Source organism: Burkholderia sp. NLJ2, from assembly GCF_049487195.1.
In the GTDB taxonomy this organism is placed as follows: Bacteria; Pseudomonadota; Gammaproteobacteria; order Burkholderiales; family Burkholderiaceae; genus Burkholderia; species Burkholderia pyrrocinia.
This window is the reverse complement of sequence record NZ_CP137809.1, coordinates 782290-806558: the sequence shown is the minus strand read 5'-3', so window position 1 is coordinate 806558 and position 24269 is coordinate 782290. Positions and strand designations below refer to the sequence as shown.

Sequence of the window (24269 nt, the reverse complement as noted above, 5' to 3'; positions counted from 1 at the left end):
TCAGGATGACCCGAAACGTCGACACCATTTACTATCTCACGCCGCTTCAGCGAGGCATGCTCCACCATTCACGGCTCGATCCGGCATCCGGCATCTACGTCGAGCAATTTTCCTGCGTGCTGGAGGGTTCGCTCGACATCGAGCGATTCCGGGGCGCTTGGGAAACCGTCGTGCACCGCCATGACACGCTCAAGACGTTGTTCATCCGCCTGCATGAGGAGAAGCCGTTGCAGGCTGTCCGGCATACGGTCGGATTGCCGTTCGACGTGATCGACTGGCGTGACCAGGCGGCCGATGAACAAGCGAGTCGCTTCGATCTTCTGCTGGCCAGCGATCGCACGCGAGGCTTCGATTTTGGCGTGGCCCCGCTGATGCGCGTCACGCTGATCGTGCTCGGTAACGAGCGATATCGATTCCTCTGGACCTATCATCACGCCATCCTCGACGGTTGGTCGATGCCCTTGCTGCTCGGTGAGGTTTTTCAGCGCTATGCGCGTCCGGACGTGCCGCTGCCCCCCGTAACAAAGGATTTTCGCGACTATGTTGCGTGGTTGCGTACGCACGACAGCGCGCGTTCGCTCGATTATTGGCGCGACAGGCTGCGCGGCTATCGCACCCCGGCGGGATTCGCACCGTCGGTCGTCCCTTCGGCGGCAACACGTCCCACGGTCGACCTGGAGGCACGTCGCACGCTCGCGGTATCGACCGGAACGATGCCGAAGGAGTGGATGGAGGCTGCTGCCCGCGCGTGCCGCCGCGATCGGGTGACGCTCAATACGCTATGCCAGGGCGCGTGGGCGGCGCTCCTCGCGCGTTATGCCGGTTGCAACGACATCGTGAGCGGAATCGTCGTATCGGGGCGTACGGCGGATGTGGACGGCATCGAGCGGATGGCCGGCTTGTTTATCAACACGCTGCCGTGGCGTGCAAAACTCGACGGCGAGCTCGATACGGCGACATGGTTGCGAGGCTTGCAGGCGGACACGCAGGCGCTGGAGCAGCATGCGCAGAGCGCCCTCGCGGATGTGCTGAATTGCAGCGAGGTGTCACGCCAGAAATCGCTCTTCGATACGCTTTACGTGTTCGAAAACTACCCGGGCAGGGACGCGTTCGACCGGCTCGCGGCGAGTTGCGGGCTGCGGATCGACGACCCGCGTGCGGTCGAGGAAACGAGTTATGCGCTGGCGCTCATCGTATTGCCGACGGATACGCTGACGTTTCAATTGACGTATGACACGGCGCGATTCGACGCCGCGTTCATCGAACGCGTCGCCGGGCAATACCGTCGGCTGCTCCAGGTCCTGATCGACGCTACGCCTCGTCAAGTTCGCGATCTCGTACTCGACGTGCCGCCGCCGATCATTGCAGGGCCGACCCGAGAGAAGCCTGCGCAATCGGCGATCGGCGACGCGACGTTGTACGCACCTATCGCCCGACACGCAACGCGAATGCCGGATCGAACCGCGTTCTCGTCGCTGGATGACCGTCAGTCGCCGGGCGATGCGCGCGGTGTCACGTACGGCGTGCTCGCAGATCGCGTGCAGCGCGCCGTTTATCAATGGCGGAATTTCGGCTATCGGCCGGGCGAACGCGTACTGGTCGCGTGCGATGACCCTGTCTCCGGGCTGGTGCTGCTGCTGTCCGGACTGATGTACGGCGTCGATTGCGTGATCGCCGACCCCGATCTGCCATCGTCCGCGTTCGACGCCGTTACCGACGTCAGCTGGTGTCCGGAGCCGCTGCGAAGCTGCGTGACCACCGTCCGGCATACGCCGTTGACGGGTGTCGTCTGCTACGTGTTCGACGAGCGAGACCCGATGTATGGTCAGATCGACGGCACGATGGAAGACCATGGGGATCCTGCGCAGGGGGCCTGTTCGCTGCTGCGGCGCGACGCCTCCGGTGACTGGCGGGTCCTGCGTTACACCCATGCTCAACTCGTCGAAGCGGCGCGCGTGTTCTCGGCGACGTTTCCCGCGGGTGCGTCGCAGGATGTCGCCTTTGGCGAAGGGCCGTTGTCGCACACGGCGTTGTGGACGGTACTGGGGGCACTGAGTGCTGGATTGTCGCTCCGCCAGATTGCGAGCGCCGGTGATCCGGCGTTTCTGCAGCGGGCGGCTTCCGCGGATACGCACTGGCACAGCGTCGTCTTGAGTCCGGAGGCAACGCGCCACATCGCGATCGCATCCACCGACCTGTCGGGAGACGGGATCCGTGCAGACTGGGTGATAGCCGATGCGCGCTCGTTGACGCGACATGGCGCGCTCAGGCTCGCCGAACTCGCGCCGCACGCGCAGCGCATCCGACGTCTGTGCTGGCCGGCGTGGTCGATTCCGCATGCTGTCTTGTCGGCCGACGTGTCCGACGGATTCGAAACGGGTGCGGTATCTGCCGGCAGCACGGTATTCGTGGCGGACACGCATCTGAACCCGGCGGGCGTGGACGCACTCGGCAAGCTCGTCGTAACGGGACATTCCGTGCCGGACCTGATGCTGCGCAACGGCAAGGCGGACCGGGACAACCTGATCGTCACGCGCAACGGTGCGTGTCTGCACACGACGCTGGACGCGTGGCACACGGAACGTGGCTGCCATACGCAGTTGCCCGACACCGGCGCGTTCGCGGAACTGATGACGGTAGGCTGGCTCGATCTGGAAGTCGACGTCGCGCGCATCGCGGGCATCGACGAGGTCGCGCTCGTGGAGCGGATCTCCGATGGCGGCGACTGGGAGGTTGTACTGTTCCACTGCAGCGCTGACGTCGGCGCGGCGGATATCGCGCGCCGGCTCGTCGGCCGGCGCGGCGTGCCGGAACTGTCTCCCGGCGCGATCCTCGCCCTTGCGGTTTTGCCGCGCGCCCCGAACGGCGCCATCGACCGTGTGAGGTTACTGGCCGGTGACGTCGAGATCCGCAGGGATGACCGTCATGTGGCGCCTCGGGACGTGGTCGAAACGGCGATTCACGAGATCTGGCGCATCCTGCTGAAGCAGCCGCGGATCGGCATTCACGACAATTACTTCGATCTCGGTGGGGACTCGCTTCAGGCAACCGTGATGCTGTATCAGATCAACGAGCGGCTGCAGCACCAGATCGACATGGACACGCTGCTCGCCGCGCCGACTATTGCCGGCTTGGCCGCCAGTATCGCGAATGGCAGTATGCGTCGCGATATGCCGCCCGTCGATCTGCGTGGGGAAGCGCGGCTCGATCCGGCGATCGAGACACGGCAGCCGTATTCCCCGCGACCGTATCGCACCGTGCTGCTCACCGGTGCCACGGGATTCCTTGGCGCGCACCTGCTCCACACGCTGCTCGCGACGACCGACGCTCGCGTGATGTGCGTTGTCCGTGCCGACGATCCGGTCGCCGGCGTACGGCGCATCGAGGCCGCGATGCAGTCGCATGGCTTGTGGGAAGCGCGGCACGCGCATCGGATCGTTGCCGTGCCGGGTGATCTTGGTGAACCGAACCTGGGTTTGTCGACGGCAGCATTCGACGCACTCGCAAGTGAAATCGATGCGATCTACCACAATGGGGCGCTGGTCAACTTCGTCTATCCGTACGCGACGCTGAAGCAGGTCAACGTGCTGGCAACCCAGGACATCATCAGACTGGCGAGCCTGCATCGGGTCACGCCGATTCACTACGTGTCGACGGTCGGTACGCTCGATCGCTATTCGGATGCATTGCCGGAAGCGCTTGCCGTGCCGTTCCACGAACACCTGACGAGCGGCTATGAAGAGAGCAAGTGGGTCGCCGAGCAACTGCTCGTTCAGGCGCACGCGCGCGGCGTTCCCGTCACCGTGTATCGTCCGGCGCGGATCGTGGGACATTCGGAGAGCGGACGAATGAACCTGGACGATCTGTTTTGCCGGTTGATCAAGGGAATCATCGTGTTCGGAAAGGCACCTCGGGACGTCGGGTTCGACAACATCCTTCCTGTCGACGTCGTCAGCCGGATCATCGTGAGCGCGTCGCTCGAGCCGACTGCCGCGGGGCAGGGGGTGCACGTGATCAATCCGCGCTGGAACTCGCTGGATGCGCTGGTCGATTTTATCGAGGACGAAGGCTTCCCGATCGAGCGGATGGGCTATGACGCGTGGCTTGCCGCACTGGCAGAGCATGTACGACGCGACCCGTCGCACCCGCTGTCGATGTTGATTCCGGTGCTGAAGAAACTGAACCCTGCCGCGGATCCGACGGTCGGGCGCATTTTGCCGATCGACGTCACGCAACTGAGGCGGCTCGCGGGCGGCGTGCTGGCATCGAGTCTGCGGCCGACGAACGACTGGTTGCGCACCTTCTTCGACTACTTTTACGAATCGGGCTTTCTCGAACGGGCACACGCGAAGCTGGCCTCGGCGTGAGGAATTCGGGCGTGTCGGCCGCTCGCGCCGGCGCGTCCTTTCGAGGATCGATGCCTGCAACCGGCGATCGCGGGCTTCCGGCAAGCCGGTCGGGACGGGCCCGTCTTCGGGCCAGGTCCGCGTCGCCGGGCGTGAGCGCCGCCATTGTCGAGATTCATCGACGCGCGCGAACCCATGGAACCTCCAATCTCAAAATATTGCGTTAACCTGTTGAATTGGTTTATAAATGGTAATGATTCGCATTTTCTTTATCGTCTCTCGTCTTTAAAGCCGAAGGGGTTGTTCCATGTCCGTCGCCCAACTCGCCGTGTATCACGATGTGCAGGCTCTTTATCGCGACCACCATGACTGGTTGCAGGGCTGGCTGCGCAGGCGACTGGGTAACGCTTTCGATGCGGCGGACCTTGCCCAGGACGCATTTCTTCGTCTGATCCTCAAGTCGGCGCCGAAGCGCTTCGACAGTGATGCCGAGGCGCGGGCCTACCTGCGCGCGATGGCGCAGGGCATGTGCATCGACCTGTTCCGCCGCCGACAGGTCGAGCAGGCGTGGCTCGATGCGCTCGCCGCGCAGCCGGAGCCCTGCGAGCCTTCGCCCGAATCCCGTGCGATCGTCATCGAGACGCTGATGGAAATCGGCGCGCTCATCAGCCGGCTGTCGGACAAGGCGAGGGACGCGTTCGTCATGGCGCAGATTCATGGTCTGTCCACGCGCGAGATCGCCGACGAACTCGGTGTATCGGCTCGCATGGTGCAGAAGTATCTCGCTCAGGCGATGCTGCAGCTGGCCTTGGTCGACGCCGGCATCAATCACTGACCGATGGCCGCCTCGTCGTCTTCCTCCACCGTGGAGCCCGGTGCCCCGGCCGATTTCGAAAGCCTCGAGCAAGCCGCCAACTGGTTTGCGCTGCTGCATGCCGATGGCGGGAGCAGCGAGCATCGCGGCGCCTGGGCGGCGTGGCTGGCAGAGCGGCCGGAACATCGGCGAGCGTGGGCGCATGTCGAAGCGGTCAGCCGTCGATTCGCGCCGTTGAGGAGCGAGAGCCAGGGCGAGCGCGATGCTGCCGCGGCAGCCGTGCACGTTTCCGCGACACGTTCGGCGAGCCGGCGCCACGTGCTGGGCAGTCTCGCGGCGCTGGCCGGGACCGGTCTCGCCGGCTGGCTCGCCTGGCGTTGCACGCCGCTGCCGGCCCGCGTCATGGCATGGCGGTCGGATTACCGCACCGGTGTTGGCGAGCGACGGGATGTGCAGCTCGCCGACGGCACGCGAGTGTGGTTGAACACGAACAGTGCATTCGACGTTCACTACGACGATACCAAGCGGGCCCTGACGCTGACGATGGGCGAAATGCTCATCGATACGGCCAAGGACAGTCAGGGGCGTGCGTTCTTCGTCGACACGCCGAACGGCCGGATGCGGGCGTTGGGTACCCGGTTCACCGTCCGGCAATCCGGAGCGCACACGCTGCTGGCCGTATTCGACGGCCGGGTCGAGATTCGCAACCTGGCCGGGCACGTCGAAATCGTGCCGGCCGGCCAGCAGCGGCAGTTCACGGCGGAGGCGATCGACGCGCCGGAGCGAGTCGATCCCGCACGCGAAACGTGGTCGCGCGGCGTGATCCTGGCTGACGACGTCACGCTCGACGCGCTGATCTCCGAACTGGATCGCTATCAGCACGGGCACATCGGCGTCGATCCGTCGGTGGCGGGCATTCGCGTCGTCGGCCGTTTCCCTGCCGACAACCCCGGCCAGATGCTCGCGATGCTGGAACGCGACCTGCCGATCCGCGTACGTCGCACGTTGCCGTGGTGGGTCACGATCGAAGCCCGGTGACGGGCGCGATGCCGGCCGGAGTCCGGGCGTCGGAGGTGATCTCGTCCTGCAGCAAAAAAACGCCGGTTCCGGTTCGCGTTTCCGGGCGTCATCCGATTAACAGATGAAAGAGGACCATTCGGAGATCAAGCAGTGCTCTGAATGCCGACCCGGCGCCATCAGGCGGGGCATCTGCTCCGGCCGGACGCTGCCTGCTTCCCGGCGGAAACAGGCACCGTCGCGATGGCGACAGTCGCAGCCAGCATGGCACCGCCCGAACGACCGGGCGCGGCCGCTATCAAGCCAAGGTATCCGGCTCTGTTAGACGCGCGATGGACCTCCCCTTGGTCACTTCATTCTCAAGGAATGCCGTCCATGCATTGCCCGTCGTTTGCGTCGAATCCCGATTGTTCGTTGCCCGTGCGCAGCGGCGCACGGATGCGCACCGCGCGCCGTCCCGCTGCGCACGCCGTGCGCTGTGCCGTTGTCGGCATCGCGCTCGCCGGGAGCGGCGCGTGGCACGTGGCGTCCGCCCAGTCTGCCGCCGGCGCGGCGGCGCCGGCGGCCACCCGGCGTTACGACGTTCCGGCCGGCCCGCTGTCTGCGTCGCTGAACCGACTTGCCGATCAGGCCAACGTGATGCTCAGCGTGCCCGGCGACCTGACGGCCGGGAAGACCAGCGCGGGCGTCCATGGCACGTACTCGGTACAGGGCGCATTCCAGGCATTGCTGGGCGGCACGGGCCTGGAGCCGGTGCAGCAGTCCGACGGCAGCTTCTCGCTGCGTCCGGCTCCTGCCGCGGCTACGGGTGCCGAAGCCGCCGTGCTGCCGGCCGTGAAGGTGCTTGGCAAGCGGATCGATGACGCGGTTCCCGAGGTTTATGCGGGGGGGCAGGTGGCACAGGGCGCGAAAGTCGGCCTGCTCGGCAATCGCGACTATATGGACACGCCGTTCAGCATCTCGAGCTATACGGAAAAGCTGATCCGCGACCAGCAGGCGACCAGCGTTGCAGATCTGCTGACCACGACGGATCCCTCGGTCCGTGCGGCGATCGACAGCACCAACCGCTACGACGCGATTACGATTCGCGGGTTGCGTGTCGAGAACGGCGAGATCGCGCTCAATGGCCTGTACGGGCTCGTGCCGGCCTATCGCGTCGGCGCGGATCCGGTCGAACGGGTCGAAATCCTCAAGGGGCCGGGTGCATTGCTGAACGGGATGATGCCGCAGGGCAGCGTCGGCGGCAGCGTGAACGTCGTGACGAAGCGTGCCGACGACACGCCGCTCAACCGCCTGACCGCCGAATACGCGTCGAGCTCGGTGTTCGGCGGCCATGCCGACCTCGGCAGGCGCTTCGGCCAGGACGGCGAGTTCGGTATCCGCGTCAACGCGGCCCACCGCGAAGGCGACACGCCGATCGACGAACAATCGCGGCGCAACACGTCGCTGTCGGTCGGGCTGGATTACCGCGGCCGCCGCCTGCGCGTGTCCGGCGACGTGATCTACCAGGAGGACTTCATGCGGGCACCGGTGCGCGGCTACACGCCGATCGCCGGCATCGCGGTGCCGGAGGCGCCGAATTCGCGGACCAATCTCGCGCAGACGTTTTCCTATTCGAATTCCCACAGCCTGACGGCGCTCGGGCGCGCCGAGTACGACCTGTCGTCGAACGTGACGCTGTTCGGCGCGATCGGCGTGAACCGCTTTGGCTTCGACAAGATGGAAGACCCGGGCGCGACGATCATCAATGCGCGGGGCGACGCGAGGTCCACGTCGAGATACCAGTCGGGCGCATCGCATGCGCTGTCGGCCGAGGCGGGGGCGCGGACGCGTTTCAGGACGGGCCCGATCGATCACCAGCTCGTCGTGAGCGGCAGCTACCTTCAGCAGACGACGTGGTTCGGTCAGACCGCCTACGGCAGCTACGCGACGAACATCTACATGCCGACCCGCCTCGCCGGGCCGGGTGCGCCGGTCTCGGTGTCGCCTGAAGCGAAGGACAGCGCGCAGATCCTGCGCAGCATCGGCGTGGCCGATACGCTGTCCGCCGCCGGCGGGCTCGTGCAGCTCACGGTCGGCGTGCGTCGCCAGCAGGTGAGCAGCCGCAACTTCGACACGTCCGGCGCGGAAACGTCGCACTACGACCAGGGTGCGACGACGCCGTCCGTCGCGCTCGTCGTCCGGCCGCTCGACCAGTTGTCGTTCTATGCGAACTACATCGAAGCGCTGACGCCCGGTTCGGCACCGCCGCCCGACGCGGCGAACCCGAACCAGGTGTTCGCGCCGTTCAAGTCGAAGCAATACGAAGTCGGCACCAAGCTCGATCTCGGCAGGTTCGGCGCAACGCTCGGGCTGTTCCAGATCGACGTGCCGAGCGGGATCGTCGATCCGGTCAGCAAGCTGTTCAGCCTCGACGGGCTGCAGCGCAATCGCGGCCTCGAACTGTCCGGCTTCGGCGAAGTGACGCGCGGCGTGCGTCTGCTGGGCGGCGTCACGTGGCTCGATGCGCGGCTGCGCCGCACGCAGGGTGGCGTGTACGACGGCAATCATGCGGTCGGCGCGCCGTCGCTGCAGGCCACGCTCGGCGCGGAATGGGATACGCCGTTCGTGCCGGGCGTCACGCTGACGAGCCGGATGATCTACACGGGCAAGGCCTACGTGAGCCAGGACAACACGCAGCACGTGCCGAGCTGGACGCGCTTCGATCTGGGCGGTCGCTACGCGACGAAGGTCGCCGGCCGCGACGTGACGCTGCGCGCGAACGTGACGAACCTGTTCAACCGCGACTACTGGCAGGCGAACCCGACCGGGTATCTGTTCACGGGGGCGCCGCGCACGTTCTGGCTGTCGGTGTCGACCGACCTGTGACGGACGCCGGCAATCTGGTCGCATTCGCGAGCGGGCCGGCCGCCACCGCGACGATGCTGCTGCGCAAGTTCGCGTGCCGGCTGCGCGTGTGGGTGAAACAGGCCGGAGCGACACGATCGTGAACGAACGGCCCGTGGCGGCAAAACACCTGCGCGTTCTGCGGCCGGGTTCGGCGTCCGGGGGACGGGCACGTGTCGGCGTGATCGCGCTCGTGCTGATCGCCGGCATCGGTGCGATCGCGCTTGCGAGCCTGTGTGCCGGCAACCTCGTGCTCAGCCCTGCCGCCGCGCTCGATGCGCTGGCCGGCGGCGACACGCCCGCCGCACAGATCGTGGGCGCGCTGCGTCTGCCTCGCCTGATCGCGGCGTTGATGGTCGGTGCGAGCCTCGCGGTGTCCGGCGCGCTGATGCAGGGCATCACGCGTAATCCGCTGGCCGACCCGACGTTGACGGGTGTCGTCAGTGGCGCCGCGCTCGCGGTCGTCGCAGCGACCGTACTGGCGCCGGCCCGGACCGCGGGCATGCTGCCGTTCGTGGCGCTGGCCGGCGGCGGCATCGCGGCAACGCTGACGTTCGCGCTGGCGTGGCGCGCACAGCTGTCGCCGTTGCGTCTCGCTCTGGCCGGAACGACGATTGCCGCACTCGGCAGCGCGGGTGTCATTTCGCTGATGATCGTGGCGGGGCCGCAGGCCGGGCCGTTGTTCTACTGGCTGGCTGGCGGCTTCGCGGGTGTCGGCTGGCAGCAGGTCGCGATGGTCGCGCCGTGGACCGTCGCAGGTCTCGTTGCCGCCCTTGCCGGCGCACGCGTGCTCGACACGCTTGCGCTCGGCGACGAAGCCGCGCAGGGCGTCGGCCTCGACCTGTTGCGCTGGCGTTTGATTCTCGGCGGCATTGCGGTCGCCTTGTCTGCGTCGGTCGTTTCGATCGCGGGGCCGGTCGGCTTCGTCGGTCTGTGCGTGCCGCATCTCGCGCGCGTCGCAATCGGCGGCGGCTATCGGCGAACGTTGGCCGTGACGGCGCTTGGCGGCGCATTGCTCGTGTCGGTAGCGGATCTCGTCGCCCGCACGGTCGCGGCGCCACGCGAACTGCCGGTCGGCTTCCTGACCGCGCTGGTCGCGACCCCGCTGCTGATCGCGATGATTCGCCGCGACGAAGGTGTATCGACATGACGGGCGTCCCGATCCGGCCGATTCGTGCGACGCGCGTACAGGGCATCGCGACGTGGCGGACGTTTGCGCACGGCGCAGGGTGGGCGGCGATCCTGATGCTCGTGGTCGTGGTGTCGGTGTGTTTCGGCGCGGCCGACTTTCCGTTGACGTCGGCAGTGCAGGCGCTGATCCATCGTGACGGCGCGCGCGACGTCGCCTTCGTGATGTGGGCGCTGCGCATGCCGCGCGTGCTGCTTGCGCTGATGATCGGCGCGCAACTGGCAGCGAGCGGGCTCGTGCTGCAGGCTGCGCTGCGCAATCCGCTCGCGGAGCCCGGCGCGATCGGCGTGTCGTCCGGCGCGACGCTCGGCGTGATGTTGCTGCTGCTCGTCGCGAACTTCGCGGGTTCGCTCGACGGCAGCCGGCTCGACGCGTACGACATCACGTGGATGCCGCTCGTCGCGCAGGTGGGCGGCATCGGTGCGGCGCTGGGCGTCTACGCGCTTGCATGGCGCGACGGCACGGCGCCGTTTCGGCTGATCCTGATGGGCGTCGCCGTCAGCGCGGCGATGTATGCGGTCGCGATGACGATACTCGCGGGCTGGGGTTCGAGCCGCATCGAGGTACTGCTGACGTGGCTCGCCGGCAACCTCTACGCGCGCGGCTGGCAACACGTGCTGCTGCTCGCGCCGTGGACCGCGGCGACGATTGCGTTGCTGCCGGTCGTGTTGCCGGCGGTGCAGGTGCTGTCGCTCGGCGACGACGCGGCGGCGAGTGTCGGCCTGAACGTCGAACGCTGGCGCCTCGTCGCGATCGCCTATGCAGGCTTCGCGGCCGCCTGCGCGGTTGCGATCGCCGGGCCGGTCGCGTTCGTTGGCCTGATCGCGCCGCATCTCGCGCGGCTGGCCGTGGGCGGTTCGCTCGCGCGGCAGGCGCCGTTCGCACTCCTTTGCGGTGCGTTGATCGCGGCGCTTGCGGATCTGACCGGCCGCGTCGTCGTTGCGCCGGCCGAAATTCCCGTGGGAGCGGTCACGGCGCTGTTCGGCGCGCCGCTCTTTCTTTATCTGCTGTCCCGCTCCTCACGATGACACTCGTTGCCCGCGATCTCTCGCTCGGATATGGCCCGCGCCGCATCGTCGACACGCTGTCGCTGTCGATCGAGCCCGGCCGGATCACGATGTTGCTCGGTCCGAACGGCTCGGGCAAAAGCACGCTGCTGCGCGCACTGGCTGGCCTGCTCGCGCCGCGCGACGGCGATGCGTTGCTCGATGACGTGCCGCTGCGGCAGTGGCCGCGTCGCAAGCTCGCGCGACGCATCGCGTTCCTGGCCCAGACGCAGGACATTCCGTCCGGCCTGACGGTGCGGGCGCTCGTCAGCCACGGACGGTTCGCGCACCGGAACTGGCTGCGCGGAGAAACGGACGACGATCGGGACGCAGTCGATTGGGCGCTGGACATGACGGGGCTGGCCGCGATGCAGGATCGTTCGCTCGTCGCGCTGTCGGGCGGCGAACGTCAGCGCGTATGGATTGCGATGGCGCTCGCGCAGCGCGCGGACATTCTGCTGCTCGACGAACCGACGACCTATCTCGACCTCGGCCATCAGCTCGACGTGATGCAGACGCTGCAGCGGCTCAACCAGGCATTCGGGCTGACGCTCGTGATGTCGCTGCACGACCTGAACCAGGCGATGCGTTTTGCGGATCGGGCGATCGTGATGCGTGACGGGCGGCTCGTTGCCGACGGCGCGCCGGTCGACGTGCTGACGCCGTCGTTCGTTGCGGACGTATTCCATGTGCGCAGCGAACGATTGCATGGTGCGAGCGACGGCGTGCCCGTCTGTCATCCGCTCGGTTATGCCGCACCCGGCAGCGGAGAGGACGATGCGGGTCCACCCGTTCGCGACGCGGTGTCGTCAGTCGGAGAGGCCAGCGATGATTGATCGCAAGCGCCGCACGCTGTCGTTCGCGTTGCCGGCTTCGCTTGCATCGGTGCTCGCGCGGCCCGTTCGCGCGGCGGTGCCGGGGGCGCCGTACAGTGTCGTCGACGATCGCGGCGCGACGCTGCGCTTCGATGCTGCGCCGCGCCGGCTCGCGGCGATTTCGTACTTCGGCGCCGATACCGCACTGGCGCTCGGCGTGCAACCGATCGCGTCGACGTTTCTCGTGCGCGACCGGCGGCCCGCCTATCTGCTGGACAGAATGGATCGCGTGATCGACCTGGGGCAGCGCGCGAGTCCGAATCTGGAATTGCTGGCGAGCGCTCATGCGGATCTGATCGTTGCGATCCGGCGCTACACCGAAGCGAACGCGGCGCGGCTTCAGCAGATCGCGCCGTATCTTGCGCTCGATATCGAGGTTGGCGCCGACAGCGACCGCAGTATCGCGCTCGTCGGGGCAGCGCTGGGTCGTGCCGAGGCTGCTGCCGCACTCAACCGGCGCTTCGCCGACGTGCTGGCGGGATTCCGTGCGCGTGCAGCATCACGCGCCGCGCCGCGCTACCTGTTCGTCTGGGGGGCGGGGGTTGCGCCGTGGGCGTTCTACGACGAGAACATGACCTGCTCGCTACTGAACGCGCTGGGTGGCGTCAACATCGCCGGACGCAATCCGTTGCCGTCGCAACGCGACAATACGGCGTTCCAGATGAGCCTCGAGACGTTGTTGCTCGCGAAGCCTGACACGATTTTCGTCTACGACGACAGCGGTCGGCGCGCCTTCGAGCAGAACCCGGTCTGGCAGCACCTGGTTTCGACGCGCAGGGTGAGGATCGTGAGCGTGGGCGATCACTGGATCGAATCGTTCGGACCGATTGCACGGCATGCCGTGCTGGCTGAAGCGGCCGCGTTCCTGCATCCGGGCTTGTTCGCGCCCCCGGACTTGCGGGAGATCGCGTCACCCTATTTGAGACGTGCGGATTGATGCGCTGCCCTGGGGCGTGACGGTCGCGACGAGATCTTGCAGGTGCGTTTGCGACTACAGACGCAAAACGGCCTGACAACGACCGAGAGGCCGGTGGGGCGATCTGGATTTCTCGCGCTCCAGATGCGTTGAGGCAATGCGCTGCAGCGGAGCGTTGGGCGACGCAGCGATCCGTCAGTGCTTGCGTGTCGAGTGTGCGGTCGCCGGTTGATCGGATCGGCGGCACGCTCACGGGCGTTGCAGCGACGGGCCGCGGCGGTGCGCCACCGCAATGCCGATGCGCGCACGGTCGACGATGCGCCGCCCGTTCCTCCGGCGCGAAAAAACTTCGATTGCTGATGGAAATGGGCAGCCGCATGTGCTATGCACGGATTCAAGAATGAAACGCGTCGAAGGATGCAAACCCGTATCGCGCAAACCGGAAAGTATTCATAGGATAGGTAAACCGCGCGCGCATGCCGCGGCGATCGCCATCGATACGGGGTGTCGATGGCGCCCGGAACCTGGGTGGTGACGTTTGGTGGTGGCCGCGATGCATCGAGACAGGCGCGCGGCCGGTCGCGATTGCCCAATCCGGGTCCGTTCGTTTTTACGGGGGGCAGCATGGTGAACTGGATCAGCCGGTGGGCGATGCGTCACGCCCCGACGCCGGAAAAAACCGCCGCGTCGATGCTGGTGACTGCTCGCATGGAATTGTTTGCTGCCGAGCAGCGTGTCATCGATGCAAAATTGCGAGCAAGCTACTGGAGCACGCGCGTTGCGTTTCTCGAAGAAGTGCGTCAGCAGGGCATCGATCCTTGGGTACACGCGCTGCCGTCGCCACGGCCTGAAGCCGAGGTCACTCCGCTTGGCGCGGGCCCGCGTCTCGCCGCCGGCACCTGACGGCCATACGCTGCGTGATCGCTCGCGGTTTCTGGAAAAGTCGATCCGGTAAATGCGAATCGATCAGTCAGGACGCTGGTGGCGGACGTCGCGAAAGGTGCGCCCGCCGGCTCCGAGGCCGCCAGTGCGGCGCTGGATTCGGCGATTGCCGCCAAACGCGCTTTGCGCAACACTGCAACGAATCGGCCAACAGGCGGTCCAGGTCGCCCAAAGCAACCTCGACATCCATCAGGCGCGCTGTCGAGTCGGCCGCACAGGCCTCCAAGCGGTAACGGCTGACTGCCGTTGGAGAGGTGGCCAGGCGTGAGCGCTCGCGGCTAGGCTATAAGGCGCCAGGGGTACCGGCGCCTGCAGATCGCGGCGCGATTCGATCCTCTGGTTTGTTGCCATTGTTATTGTTGGAGCGTGCCGGAATGGGAAAGCACCTTGATATTCGCTTCCGTTATGCTTTCGTCGCTGCCGTCGGCTTGGCCGCTGCGGGCTTTGCGCATGCCGACGACGGCGCGCCGCAGACGTCGAGTGGGGCCGGCCCGGGGCAACACACGCTCGACGCGTTCGCCGTTTATGGTAATGGCCGTGCGACCGAGGGCGGCAACATGCACTGGCGTGCTTACGAAATCGGCTTTGGCCAGGCACTGAACGATTACGCGTCGGTGTTCGTCGCCTACCTGAACGAAGGCCATCCGACGGACAACCATCGCGACGGTTTCGCGCTGCTCGGCGCGGCACGCTTGCCGCTTGGCGGGAGCATGGCGCTCGAATTCGCAGCGGGCCCGTATTTCAGCATGAACACGACGCACGTCGACGATCAGGCGCACAACGAAAAACGTCTCGGGGTCCTCGCATCGGCTGCGTTGCGTTACGCGTTCACACCCAACGGCATCTACCTCAAGGCACAGTACAACCGTGTTCAGATGGCGGGTGGGCACGCCTCCGATATGGTGCTGTTCGGCATCGGCTCGGGATTCGGCGGCGACCCTCATCCGTCGTTTTCCGACGGCAGGACGCAGCTGAGCGTCTGGGCCGGAACGTCGCAAACGAACCGGCCGAGGGTTCCAATCCAGAAGGGTTACCTGGTCGAACTCAAACGGCCGATCGGCAATGCCTGGGCGTATTCGGCGAGCTTCGTTTACGAGGGTGTCAACGACGTCGCTGCCAGAAGGGGCGTCGCAGCTCAATTCTGGTACGTCGCGCCAATCGCGAGCAGATGGAGTCTCAGTGCCGGAGTCGGCCCCTATCTCGCCTACGACAAGAGTGTGCCTTCCGACAGGATGAAGCTGGCGGCGCTGTTCAGTGCGCAGGTCGGCTATGAATTCATGAAAGACTGGAGTGCGAATCTTCGCTTCAACCGGGTTGCGAGCGGCAACAACACCGACCAGGACATGTTCATGATCGGATTGGCCCACAATTTCTGAGGTGGGGTTGCCGCGCAGGAATCCTGGCAGTTCTGCAATCTCCGCGTCGGCGAGGGGCTGGCCGCGGGACCCGCGCAACCGATGAGTGGACGGGCCTCGCGGCGATCTTCGCTTCCGGAATGGACGCATCCGAGTATGTGGGGCGTTCGACGAAAGCGGTGCGAAAGTACGCTGATTTCGAGCAGGGGCGGCGTCCCTGGTCTTTGCTCAGGCGGACGTTCGTCAGTATTCGCGATGCTCGTGTTCGTGCATGCGCTCGTGCTCATGCTCGCGCCACGGATCACGGCCATGCGGATGACGATGCCTCCATTCGTCGTGCTCCCAGTAGCGATCGCCGTCCCAGTAGCGGTCGCCGTGCATGCCGAGTGTGATCGACACGCTGGGCGCCGGGGCGGGATATGGCTCTTCGTACCTCGGTGGCGGTGCAACGTAGACTTGCGCGAACGCCGCACCGGCCGCGACGAGTGCGCCGCCTGCCACGAGTGTTGCCAGCATCCGACGTATTGCAATTGTCATGGGTTTCATCGAGATGTCCTCCGTCAAATATCCGAGAACGAGCACGATTCGTTCCCATACGGAGCGGCAGACTCTTCGCTCGTTATTCCCCCATCAGCAGATCCGCTTCCTTCAGGTGTTCAGGGCGATTTCCTGGCGCCGCCCGAATTCGAGGCCGGCCCCGTGGGCGGCGGCACCGCACCGCTGGCCGCTTCTCCCGTGTGTCCAATACCTCGCGGCCCCAAGGCTCCGGAAGCCGCCTTCATGTACTCCGGCGTCCCTTTCGCCTTCTGTCGTACGCCCGGCGTCGGCGCGGTCGGCCGCTTTTCCATGTCGGCAAGCATCTGCTGGCACGGCAATGGTCGATTGTTGCTCGGCTGAAGCAACGCGACAAGCGACGCGAACGGATTGAGCAACCCCAATCCGACCGCCACCCCGCCGCGTGCAATCAGCGCACCTGGCTGAACGCCGACGTGCGGCTGCCTGAATGTCCCGCGCACATACAACGGCGAGCGCAGCGAAATCACCCGGAAGCCTTTGGTATGCGGGTGTATCCGCAGGTTCATCGACTCGTCGCGCATATTGATGTTGCCGTCCATGTCGATCACGGCGTCGTCGGTGTCGAGTGCGAATACGCGCGAATCAAACACGCCGTCGGTCGCAACCAGATCGGCCGCCGCACAATTGATCTTCACGTCCCGCTTGCCGAATAGTTTCTCGTAGACGACATTCGCGACATTCAATCCCGCCGCCTCCATCAGCAGCCGGCTGACTGCACCGTCCGTGACCAGTGTCTTCACCTCGCCGTTGGCGCTCGCCGCAAGTGCCGCCGGCGAATTGCCTGTCGCCGATAGCGCCATGTCGCCGTTGATTTCGCCCAGGCTCGTCTGCATCACCTCGAAGGTCGGAAAGAGCTGCTTGAGCCGCAGGTGCCGCGCTTGCATCGAGACGCGTGCCTTCAGGGGCATTGCGTTGCTGTCCAGATGCATCGTCATGGCAAGTGTGCCGCCGGCGACGCCAAATTTCAGCGGATCGAGCGTCAGCACGCCGTCGTGCAGGACAACGTGCGTGTCCAGCGCCGTGACAGGCAGGTTGGCGTTCTTGATGATGCGCCGGCCGGTGAACGCGACGTCCGCGTCGATCGCTTTCCACCGCTCGGTACGGAATGCCTCGACCGGCAATGCCTTGTCGGCGGGCTGGTTAGGAGCCGCGCCGCGACGGGTCTTGTTCGCATTCGAGTCTGCTCCAATGATCGGCGCGAGATCGGCGAACTGGAGCAGATTCGACGCGACCTTCCCGGACAACACCGGTCTCGGTTTGCGTGCCGCGTATGTCAAGGATCCGTTCAGGTCGCTGTCGCCCACCCGCCCGGTGAAATTCTCGTACTTGAAGACGTTCCCCGCTTCACGAAACTGGCCGATCAGCCGGCCCTCGGTCGCGAACGGGCGCGTTTCCGGCAGCGTGACGCCGCTGATCTCGTAGAGATGCGCCATGCTCAGTCCTGCCAACCAAAGGCGCAAGTCGAGCGCCGCCAGGTGTGCCGGATCGGTCAGTGTGCCGACCAGCGCGATACGCGTGTCGCCGATGCGTACACTCGCTTGCACCGGGATCGGCCGCCGCGCGTCCTGCAATGCCAGCACACCGCCAACCTTCCCGCTGCCGCTCACCGCCAACTTCCTGTACGTTCCATTGACGGTCCAGCCAATCGCATAAGCAGCGATCGAGCCTTGATCGGAAGCCGCGCCCGCACTGTTCGCGCCGAGTGCCGCGGCTGCGCCGGAGGTCTCGGTCGTCACCGAGGCCGCGGAAGGCGAGTGCGCCGGCGCTACCGACGATGCGCTGGCGGCAGCGGGAGCACCTGTTGCCTTCGACGCGCCGGGTGCGGCCCTGGCCTGCACTTGTGCGTTGAGCTTCGACATGTTTGCGCTACCGACCACCCCCGCTGATTCCTTGCGCGAACTTTTCTCCTGCTGCCTGAGCACTTCGCCGAACGGAATCGGCTGACCAAGCGTATCGATCGTCGTCTTCAGGTCGGCACGTTTGAACTCGTCGTAGTAGGCGACACTGCCCTTCATGAATGCGATGTCATGCAGGTCGAGTGTCCAGTTGCGCGGCTTGCCGGACGATTTCAGATTGAAAGTCCAATTCTCGCGCCCGTCCTTCAGGCGTTCGAGATCGACCGACGGATTCAGGAACTCGATCGTCGGAATGACGATGCGCCTGTCGATCAGCGGTAGCGCGGCCACGTCGAAGCTGATCGCGTCGAGCGTCGCGAAATCCTTCGAGCGAGCCCAGTCGGGGTTCGCGATTGCGATGTTGCGCGCGGTAAACCTCGGCCACGGTACCCATGCACGCCAACCGTGCTCGAACGGCGGCCGGTGCCAGTCCACGCGCAGATCCCCGTTGATCGAAAATGGCCGGCCGATGGCTTCGGTGACCTTGTCGTCAAGCCACGGGCGGGCGTGGTTCCAGTCAAACGTCTGCACAAAGAGCGCCAGCGCGCCGACCACCACGGCGACGGTCACGGCAAACCACGCGACTGCCTTGCCGAACGGGCGTGCGATGTGCATTGTCCACTCCGGGTCGCCCACGATGGTCAAGTACGCTGCAATCCGTGTTCCCGGCACCGGGCCGACATGCAGGCGCATGTGCAATGCGTGCCCGGCGGTTGCTTCCCGTGGCCGGGCCGGGATGCAGCCGTCCACGGTGGAACCGATCGAGCCGCGACGCCACGCGATACACGGACGATATTCCGGGCGGGAAATCGAGCACGACAACCCGCGAGCGAGGCCGTCCAACTTGCGCCGACGAGCCTGCTCGCCGCATTGCATCGTGACCTGTCCGTGCGCGGCCGCGAAACATAGGATGGATGCGACACCTGACTTGCTCGTGCATCAATCGCAGACGGGGCGAATTTACAGCGCGGTTATAAAAACGCCGTGACGCTCCCGGCGCTCGCGACGCAACGTCCATGCCGCCGCCGCGCAGTGCGTGGCGACCGACTGGCATGGAAATCGCTGATTCTCGTTCAGCGGCGCTTGCCTCGACAAACGTCGCATGTTGCGATCCTTCCACAGCGTTCTACCAGGTGCATGCGACTCGAACCCTTGATCCGGCGAGGTTGGCGCTCGACGGCAAGAACGTGCTCGTCACGGGCCGCGGGCGCTGCATTTCAGAGTACCTTTCTTATGACATTCGATCCTCCGTTGCCGGATGCCGTTGACCGGCCCCGCATCGCAGTGTTCCGGGCGCTGCAACTTGGCGACATGCTGTGTGCGGTACCCGCGCTGCGTGCGCTGCGGCGCGGTGAGCCGAACGCGCGCATCACGTTGATCGGCCTGCCATGGGCGCGCGAGTTCGCATCGCGATTCAGCGAATATATCGACGATTTCATCCGGTTCCCGGGCGGGCCGGGTCTCATCGAGCAGGCCGAGCCCGACGCCGCGCAAGCAGACGCGTTTCGCTCGACATGCTGCGCGCGCGGGTTCGATCTCGCGCTCCAGCTTCACGGCAGCGGCGAGCACGCGAACGCGGTCGTCGCGTCGCTAGGTGCGGAGCGTACCGCGGGTTTCGTGCCGCCCGGCGGCCGTGCCGCGGCGCTCGATCACGTGATTCCGTGGCCCGCCGACCAGCCGGACATCACGCGGTATCTGCAACTGATACGCAGTCTCGGCTACGACGACTGGGGCGACTATCTCGAGTTTCCGCTCGGGGGCCTCGACCATGCGATCTGGCAGGTGCTCGGCGAGCAGCACGGGCTGAGGCCCGGTCGCTATGCAGTCGTCCATCCGGGGGCGCGGATGCTGTCGCGGCGCTGGCCGGTCGAGCGTTTTGCCCGGGTCGCACGCTGGCTCGCGGAGCACGGCCTGCAGATCGTGCTGACCGGCACGCGCGGCGAAGCGGATCTCGCGGCCGAGTTCGTCGCAGGCCTCGGGCAGCCATGCGTCAATCTGTGCGGCGGCACGCCGCTCGGCGCGCTCGCGGCGCTGATCGGCCGCTCCCGGCTGCTCGTCTGCAACGACACGAGCGTCTCTTACATCGCAGCGGCGCTCGGCACGCCGAGCATCGTCATCGCGTGCGGCAGCGACGTCGTCCGCTCGGCGCCGTTCGATCGCGAGCGGCATCGCGTGCTGGCGGTCTATCCCGCCTGCCGGCCGTGCAGGTTCGATAGGTGTCCCTATGAGCACGTGTGCGCGACTGCAATCGGCGTCGACGAGGTGATCGGCCACGCCTGCCAGCTGCTCTGCAAGGAGGCGCGCCATGCACGGTAAGCGGCTGCGCGTGCTGACCTGGCACGCGCGCGGTAACTACCTGTACTACCTGTCACAGGCGCCGCACGAATTCTTCATCGTGACGAAGGCGCAGCGTCCGCCCGGCTATGCGGGGTGCATCGGTCATGTTCCGTGGGGCAACAACGTGCACGAAGTACCGCCGGAATGCGTGCGTGACACGGAGTTCGACTGCGTGCTCTATCAACATCACCGGCATTATCTGCATGATCGCCTGAATTTCCTGAGCGACGCGCAGCGCGCCTTGCCCGCGCTGTTCATCGAACACGACCCGCCACGCGGGCATCCGACGGATATGCTGCATCCGGTGCAGGATCCGAACGTGCTGCTCGTGCACGTCACGCCGTACAACGCGCTGATGTGGGACAACGGCATCACGCCGACCCGCGTGATCGAATACGGGGTGCTGATTCCGGACGACGTGGCATATCGCGGCACCTTGCCGAAAGGCGTGACGATGGTCAATCATCTTGCCAGCCGCGGGCGGCGGCTCGGCGCGGACCTGTTCGATATCGTGCGCCGCAGCGTGCCGCTCGATCTCATCGGCATGGGTTCGTCCGAATTCGGCGGTATCGGCGAGGTGCCGAATCCCGCGCTGCCGGGCTTCCTGTCCCACTACCGGTTCTATTTCAATCCGATTCGCTATACGAGCCTCGGGCTCGCGGTGATCGAGGCGATGACGATCGGGTTGCCGATCGTCGCAATCGCGACGACCGAAATGGCCCTGCTCGTGAAGTCCGGGCACAACGGTATCGCGGATACGCGTCCTGCAGTGCTGATCGATGCGATGCATACGCTGATTCGCAATCCGTCGCTCGCTCGCGCGTTGGGCGCTGTCGCACGCCAGGATGCGCTCGCGCGCTTCGGCATTGCGCGGTTCGTGCAGGATTGGGATACGGTGCTGCTCGAAGTCGCAGCGTGACGCGATGCACGCTCAGCGCGTGGTTGAAGGCACGTCGCGTTCGTGTTCGGGAATCAATGCAAGCCGGTTGTACAGGGTCTTGAGGCTGATTCCGAGCGCTCTTGCGGTGCGCGGTTTGTCGCCGTTGAAATGCCTGAGCGATGCAACGATGAAGCGCTGCTGGGATTGCAGCAGCTTCCTGCCGAATTGCAGCGTCATCGCGTTCTTGCGAACCTCGTCGCGCGGAAGCAGCCGGGGCGGCAGATACAGTTCGATCTGTTCGTCGGCGAGGATGAATGCGCGTTCGAGCACGTTGCGCAGCTCGCGCACGTTGCCGGGCCACGAGTAGGCGAACAGTGCCTTCGAGGCCTGGCTCGACAGCCGCTTGCGCGTGCAATGACGCGCGTTCAATCGGTCGACGAGTGCCTGCGCGATGTCGCCGACGTCCTCGTCGCGCTGCCGGAGCGCCGGGACATGTAGCGCGATCCCGGCGATCCGGTAGAACAGGTCCTCGCGCAAGCGACCTTCCCGGACGGCTGCCACCGGATCGTGATGGGTGGCCGCGATGATGCGGACGTCGAGTGGAACAGGTTCGGTGCCGCCCACCCGCATGATCATGTTCGATTCGAGCGTGCGCAACAGCTTCACCTGCAACTCGGCGGGCATTTCGGCAATTTCGTCGAGAAACAACGTCCCGCCACGTGCCGCTTCAAAAAAACCGACGTGTTGCGATATCGCGCCGGTGAAACTGCCTTTTTCGTGACCGAACAATTGCGATTCCGCAATATCGGGAGGAATGGCGCCGCAATGGATCGGAACGAACGGACCACGCCGCCGTGGACTCATGTTGTGCACGAGGCGGGCCACGATGTCCTTGCCCGCACCGCTCTCGCCGACCACCAGAATGCTGGCATGCGTCGCCGCAACCTTCGCTATTTTCCGTAACAGGGTCTGGATCGAGCGCGACGAGCCGAGCAGCCGCTCGCGATGATTGTCGGGTCTCGGCATGGCGAAATATCTGATGAAAAAATTAAGCGATTCTCTCGTGAAAAGCATAGTGATTTTCACGCTGCAACGCATTGAATCTTGCGATGCGTGACGCGCGAACGGATAGATTCAATCGATAGCCGCGAACGCATGGCGTGCGACGCGCGCAGGGAGCCGGTTGCGTGCCGGGGCGTGGCATGCGAATTGCGGCACCGTGACCGGATCGGCGCAATGCCGGCATGACGAAAGGAGGTCACGATGAATGCGAGACAGTTGCAAGCCTGGACCGAATGGCTGAAGCGTCATCCGTCGAAACGGCTCGGCGCGGCGGTCGCGCTCACGGCGGCCGCATTCTGCGCCGCCGCCGCGCCACACGTGGCGGTGGCCGCCGACAACGACAACGACGTGAAATCCACGCTGACGACGGCCGGCGCGAGAATCCACGACGCGGAGATCACGACCAAGGCGAAGGCCGCGCTCCTCGGCAAGGACAACCTGTCGTCCGGTGACATCCACGTGAGGACACGGCACGGCAACGTCGTGCTGACGGGCAGCGTGCCGGACCTGCAGCAGCGCACGCTTGCGGTCAATACCGTGAAGCAGGTCGAAGGGGTGCAGGACATCCACGACCAGCTGACGATCCGGCCTAAATGACGCTGAGTCGGGCAGGGCGTCCACTCATGAATGGCACGCTTGAATCAGTCTGCGGACAGACGATCCGGACTCCGTTGCAACCGTGACGGCTTGCGGCTGTCAACCGGCGTTGCCCGACCATTCGGGACCCAGGACGTGCTCGTGTCGTTCATGCGCTGCGCGCGCCCGAGCCGGCCGCACCGAATGTCCGCAGGAACGAGGCCGCACCGGCGGCGGTCCGGACGCCGCCGACTCCGCCGACGTTGACGGCCATGCCAAGGAGATATCGCATGAAGCCCAGCATCCGGATCCTCGCGGTGCTGGCGGCCGGCGCGCTTGGCGCGGCGGTTGCCGCGCACGCGCAAATGCCGAGCGAGCCGCCCGCGTCCGATTCGCGGGCACAGCGTGGCGTCATCAACCCGTCGCCGGGGCCGGACGATGCGCGAATCGCGCGGCCCCCGCAACGCGCCGATGTCGAATTCGTCGACCAGGCCGGGCTCGCCGGCAAGAGCGTCATGCAGGCGAGCCGGCTCGCACTCGAAAAATCGACGTCGTCGGACGTGCGCGCATTCGCGAAGCGGATGGTCGACGATCAAGGCAAGGCGAACGACCGGTTGCATCAGCTCGCGGCGCGCAAGGGCGTGCCGATGCCGGCGGCGCGCATCGTCGATCCTGACGTCGACGTGCTGCACGACATGAGCGGGCGGGATTTCGACGCTGCCTATGTCGCCGCAGTCGGGCCCGACGCGCAGCGCAACGCAATCCGGCTGTTCGAGGACGAAGCGCGCGCCGGTCGCGATCCCGACTTGCGCGCGTTCGCGGAGGCGACGCTGCCGGTGCTCAGGCACCATCTGACGATGGCGCAGGCGCTCGCACGCAAAGTGGGCGCGCCATAGCGTGTGCGTCGTTCAACCGGTGGGCGGCGCGCTGTTTTCGCGTCCCTTGCGAGCGATCCGGATGCGGATTGCACCGCGTGCGCCGCAGCGTCGGCACGCCGTTGGCGCCGATCGACCGTATGCCGCAATGAGGACCGACCATGAAGCTTGACCCCGTGACATCGCTGCATCGGCCTGAGCCGACGATGCCTGACTTCAATCCGGATCCCCTGCCGCCAGACTTGCCGAAGCCGTATCGACACCCGGAAGGCGATCCGCCGGAGCACCGGCCGCCCGAGCATGAACCGCCAGGTCGCAAGCCGCCGGTGCATGTGCCGCCGGCGCCGAGCGCACGCGTGCCCGCGTGCCCGGGCGGGTGACGGCCGCGCACACGCTACAGGGGAATTGTAAAAATGCGCACACGTGGCACGCGAAGTCCGTGCTCCAGCGCGTGCGCATTCACAGGGGCGGGACCGGCACGGAATTCGCTTGATCCCGGGCAGCGATCTTTGTCCCGACAGGCGTGGCCGATTTCGATCTTCCAGCAGGCGGCACACATGAATCAGACCCTCGATCCTGCCAGGACACCGCCGGCCGGCAACGACTACTCCTGACAGGCGATGGGCACGACGTTGGCGCGAGGCGTGACCGGCTGCGCGCGGAATCGAATCCTGCCATGCGT

Annotated in this window: 18 protein-coding genes; 15 read left to right on the top strand and 3 right to left on the bottom strand. The window is 65.9% G+C overall.

Annotation, left to right across the window (positions count from 1 at the left end; translation table 11 throughout):
• Positions 1 to 5 precede the first annotated feature (5 nt).
• From R9B84_RS20275 to R9B84_RS20225, 11 genes are all read left to right on the top strand, one after another.
• Complete coding sequence (locus tag R9B84_RS20275; RefSeq protein ID WP_423760150.1) at positions 6 to 4367, top strand: thioester reductase domain-containing protein; 4362 nt, start codon at positions 6 to 8, stop codon at positions 4365 to 4367.
• 286 nt (positions 4368 to 4653) lie between these two features.
• On the top strand, positions 4654 to 5181 hold the full coding sequence (locus R9B84_RS20270; protein ID WP_423760149.1) for a sigma-70 family RNA polymerase sigma factor: 528 nt from the start codon (positions 4654 to 4656) through the stop codon (positions 5179 to 5181).
• 3 nt (positions 5182 to 5184) lie between these two features.
• Positions 5185 to 6198: a FecR domain-containing protein gene (locus R9B84_RS20265; protein ID WP_423760148.1), complete on the top strand. Its 1014-nt coding sequence runs from the start codon at positions 5185 to 5187 to the stop codon at positions 6196 to 6198.
• 354 nt (positions 6199 to 6552) lie between these two features.
• A complete protein-coding gene (locus tag R9B84_RS20260; RefSeq protein WP_423760147.1) occupies positions 6553 to 9045 on the top strand; it encodes a TonB-dependent siderophore receptor in 2493 nt (830 codons plus the stop codon).
• A complete protein-coding gene (locus tag R9B84_RS20255) occupies positions 9042 to 9167 on the top strand; it encodes a hypothetical protein (protein WP_423760146.1) in 126 nt (41 codons plus the stop codon). Before R9B84_RS20260 ends, R9B84_RS20255 begins: the two co-directional genes overlap by 4 nt.
• A gap of 11 nt (positions 9168 to 9178) precedes the next feature.
• Positions 9179 to 10213, top strand: a complete 1035-nt coding sequence (locus R9B84_RS20250; protein ID WP_423760145.1) for a FecCD family ABC transporter permease — start codon at positions 9179 to 9181, stop codon at positions 10211 to 10213.
• Entirely contained in the window at positions 10210 to 11280 is a 1071-nt protein-coding gene (locus tag R9B84_RS20245) for a FecCD family ABC transporter permease (protein ID WP_423760144.1), read from the top strand. The genes R9B84_RS20250 and R9B84_RS20245 overlap by 4 nt, the downstream gene beginning before the upstream one ends.
• Entirely contained in the window at positions 11277 to 12134 is an 858-nt protein-coding gene (locus tag R9B84_RS20240; RefSeq protein ID WP_423760143.1) for an ABC transporter ATP-binding protein, read from the top strand. The genes R9B84_RS20245 and R9B84_RS20240 overlap by 4 nt, the downstream gene beginning before the upstream one ends.
• Complete coding sequence (locus R9B84_RS20235; protein ID WP_423760142.1) at positions 12127 to 13110, top strand: ABC transporter substrate-binding protein; 984 nt, start codon at positions 12127 to 12129, stop codon at positions 13108 to 13110. Before R9B84_RS20240 ends, R9B84_RS20235 begins: the two co-directional genes overlap by 8 nt.
• 603 nt (positions 13111 to 13713) lie before the next feature.
• Positions 13714 to 13992, top strand: a complete 279-nt coding sequence (locus R9B84_RS20230; RefSeq protein ID WP_423760141.1) for a hypothetical protein — start codon at positions 13714 to 13716, stop codon at positions 13990 to 13992.
• A 413-nt stretch (positions 13993 to 14405) separates the two neighbouring features.
• The gene (locus R9B84_RS20225) at positions 14406 to 15407 is read left to right on the top strand and encodes a hypothetical protein (RefSeq protein WP_423760140.1); all 1002 of its coding nucleotides are present in this window, start codon (positions 14406 to 14408) and stop codon (positions 15405 to 15407) included.
• Positions 15408 to 15629: 222 nt separating this feature from the next.
• Here R9B84_RS20225 and R9B84_RS20220 read toward each other — a convergent pair whose 3' ends face one another.
• Positions 15630 to 15785, bottom strand: a complete 156-nt coding sequence (locus R9B84_RS20220) for a hypothetical protein (protein WP_423760139.1) — start codon at positions 15783 to 15785, stop codon at positions 15630 to 15632.
• Positions 15786 to 16042: 257 nt separating this feature from the next.
• The gene (locus tag R9B84_RS20215; protein ID WP_423760138.1) at positions 16043 to 18472 is read right to left on the bottom strand and encodes an AsmA family protein; all 2430 of its coding nucleotides are present in this window, start codon (positions 18470 to 18472) and stop codon (positions 16043 to 16045) included.
• Positions 18473 to 19090: 618 nt separating this feature from the next.
• Here R9B84_RS20215 and R9B84_RS20210 point away from each other — a divergent pair.
• Both R9B84_RS20210 and R9B84_RS20205 read left to right on the top strand, forming a co-directional pair.
• Positions 19091 to 20173, top strand: coding sequence for a glycosyltransferase family 9 protein (locus tag R9B84_RS20210; RefSeq protein WP_423760137.1), 1083 nt, complete (start codon positions 19091 to 19093; stop codon positions 20171 to 20173).
• On the top strand, positions 20163 to 21113 hold the full coding sequence (locus R9B84_RS20205; RefSeq protein ID WP_423760136.1) for a glycosyltransferase: 951 nt from the start codon (positions 20163 to 20165) through the stop codon (positions 21111 to 21113). The genes R9B84_RS20210 and R9B84_RS20205 overlap by 11 nt, the downstream gene beginning before the upstream one ends.
• 12 nt (positions 21114 to 21125) lie before the next feature.
• Here the strand turns inward: R9B84_RS20205 and R9B84_RS20200 are convergent, their stop codons facing one another.
• Positions 21126 to 22100, bottom strand: coding sequence for a sigma-54 interaction domain-containing protein (locus R9B84_RS20200; RefSeq protein WP_423761002.1), 975 nt, complete (start codon positions 22098 to 22100; stop codon positions 21126 to 21128).
• A gap of 237 nt (positions 22101 to 22337) precedes the next feature.
• On the opposite strand from R9B84_RS20200, the gene R9B84_RS20195 reads away from it, so the two are divergent.
• On the top strand, positions 22338 to 22733 hold the full coding sequence (locus tag R9B84_RS20195) for a BON domain-containing protein (RefSeq protein WP_423760135.1): 396 nt from the start codon (positions 22338 to 22340) through the stop codon (positions 22731 to 22733).
• A gap of 269 nt (positions 22734 to 23002) precedes the next feature.
• The gene (locus tag R9B84_RS20190; protein WP_423760134.1) at positions 23003 to 23608 is read left to right on the top strand and encodes a DUF4142 domain-containing protein; all 606 of its coding nucleotides are present in this window, start codon (positions 23003 to 23005) and stop codon (positions 23606 to 23608) included.
• Positions 23609 to 24269: the final 661 nt, after the last annotated feature.

What these genes read in the sequence shown, in the direction of transcription:
- R9B84_RS20205 (WP_423760136.1), top strand. Translation starts at nt 20,163, where the DNA reads ATGCACGGTAAGCGGCTGCGCGTGCTGACCTGGCACGCGCGCGGTAAC.
- R9B84_RS20200 (WP_423761002.1), bottom strand. Translation starts at nt 22,100, where the DNA reads ATGCCGAGACCCGACAATCATCGCGAGCGGCTGCTCGGCTCGTCGCGC.
- R9B84_RS20260 (WP_423760147.1), top strand. Translation starts at nt 6,553, where the DNA reads ATGCATTGCCCGTCGTTTGCGTCGAATCCCGATTGTTCGTTGCCCGTG.
- R9B84_RS20235 (WP_423760142.1), top strand. Translation starts at nt 12,127, where the DNA reads ATGATTGATCGCAAGCGCCGCACGCTGTCGTTCGCGTTGCCGGCTTCG.
- R9B84_RS20215 (WP_423760138.1), bottom strand. Translation starts at nt 18,472, where the DNA reads ATGCACATCGCACGCCCGTTCGGCAAGGCAGTCGCGTGGTTTGCCGTG.
- R9B84_RS20275 (WP_423760150.1), top strand. Translation starts at nt 6, where the DNA reads ATGACCCGAAACGTCGACACCATTTACTATCTCACGCCGCTTCAGCGA.
- R9B84_RS20190 (WP_423760134.1), top strand. Translation starts at nt 23,003, where the DNA reads ATGAAGCCCAGCATCCGGATCCTCGCGGTGCTGGCGGCCGGCGCGCTT.
- R9B84_RS20225 (WP_423760140.1), top strand. Translation starts at nt 14,406, where the DNA reads ATGGGAAAGCACCTTGATATTCGCTTCCGTTATGCTTTCGTCGCTGCC.
- R9B84_RS20195 (WP_423760135.1), top strand. Translation starts at nt 22,338, where the DNA reads ATGAATGCGAGACAGTTGCAAGCCTGGACCGAATGGCTGAAGCGTCAT.
- R9B84_RS20245 (WP_423760144.1), top strand. Translation starts at nt 10,210, where the DNA reads ATGACGGGCGTCCCGATCCGGCCGATTCGTGCGACGCGCGTACAGGGC.
- R9B84_RS20265 (WP_423760148.1), top strand. Translation starts at nt 5,185, where the DNA reads ATGGCCGCCTCGTCGTCTTCCTCCACCGTGGAGCCCGGTGCCCCGGCC.
- R9B84_RS20240 (WP_423760143.1), top strand. Translation starts at nt 11,277, where the DNA reads ATGACACTCGTTGCCCGCGATCTCTCGCTCGGATATGGCCCGCGCCGC.
- R9B84_RS20230 (WP_423760141.1), top strand. Translation starts at nt 13,714, where the DNA reads ATGGTGAACTGGATCAGCCGGTGGGCGATGCGTCACGCCCCGACGCCG.
- R9B84_RS20270 (WP_423760149.1), top strand. Translation starts at nt 4,654, where the DNA reads ATGTCCGTCGCCCAACTCGCCGTGTATCACGATGTGCAGGCTCTTTAT.
- R9B84_RS20210 (WP_423760137.1), top strand. Translation starts at nt 19,091, where the DNA reads ATGACATTCGATCCTCCGTTGCCGGATGCCGTTGACCGGCCCCGCATC.